Below are 1,049 nucleotides of genomic sequence, written 5' to 3'. Positions count from 1 at the left end.
AAAAAATGCTCCGTGTGTAGCAGGCGATTATGGCAGCTCAAATTACTGACTGACGCCAGCCTGATCAAAGGTTGCCATTTGGGCATGAAGCAGACAGGCAGACTGTAAGAGGGGCGCAGCGACGGCGGCACCACTAGCTTCGCCCAGCCGCATACCTAGACTCAGCAAGGGTTCGGCTTCAAGTGTTTGCAATAGGTGTTTATGACCGGCTTCTTCTGAACAGTGAGAGAAAAACAACCAGGGACGAATAGAGGGGTTAATTCGCGTTGCTACTAAGGCTGCTGCCGAGCTGATAAAACCGTCTACCAAAACGCTAATACCCAGTTGAGCGCAGCGAATATAGGCGCCAACCAGTCCGGCAATTTCAAAGCCGCCAAGCTTGGCCAATAGTTCGCTTGCTGTCGTATCACTGGTTTTGTGAAGGTCTAAGCCTTGTTGTACAGCCTTGAGCTTTCGCTGGATACCTTCGTCATCAATACCCGTTCCTCTTCCGATGAGCTGCTCCACAGGTAAGTCAGTCAAGCCTGCTGTTAAAGCGGAAGCGCTGGTGGTATTACCTATGCCCATCTCACCACCAATAAACAGCTCGATACCCAACTCTTTTGCTTGTGATGCTGATTGAGCCCCGGCTTCTAGTGCTTGGCTTAGTTGTTCCTCGCTCATCGCGCTTTGCTGGCAGAAGTTCGCGGTGCCGGCAGTAATACGCTGGTCAGTCACGCTATCTAAGGGAGCGAGTTCATTGACTGTGCCTAGGTTAATTACGCCGAAATCAGCATTCAATTGGCGAGCTAATACGGTAATCGCGGCACCGCCAGCGGCAAAGTTTTTTACCATCTCACCTGTCACGATTTGAGGGAAGGCCGAAACACCTTCATCAACAACACCGTGGTCTGCAGCAAAAATACGGATCATGATCTTGTCTATAGTGGGTACTTCCTTGCCTTGTAAGCCAGCAAATTTGATTGCTAGCGATTCCAGCTGGCCTAATGAACCGGGTGGCTTGGTTAGTTGCCCCTGACGAGTACTTGCCGCTGTTTGGGCTTCCAGAT

The 1,049-nt window shown here is 50.8% G+C and carries 1 protein-coding gene; it reads right to left on the bottom strand.

The annotated features are described in order from the left end of the window. Nucleotides 1-42 precede the first annotated feature (42 nt). Entirely contained in the window at nucleotides 43-1,047 is a 1,005-nt protein-coding gene (gene cobT / locus A3766_RS24825; protein WP_068643178.1) for a nicotinate-nucleotide--dimethylbenzimidazole phosphoribosyltransferase, read from the bottom strand. Nucleotides 1,048-1,049 lie beyond the last annotated feature (2 nt).

The sequence above is a fragment of the Oleiphilus sp. HI0132 genome (assembly GCF_001635845.1).
The sequence above is the reverse complement of the archived record's forward strand: the minus strand, read 5'-3'. Positions and strand labels throughout refer to the sequence as shown.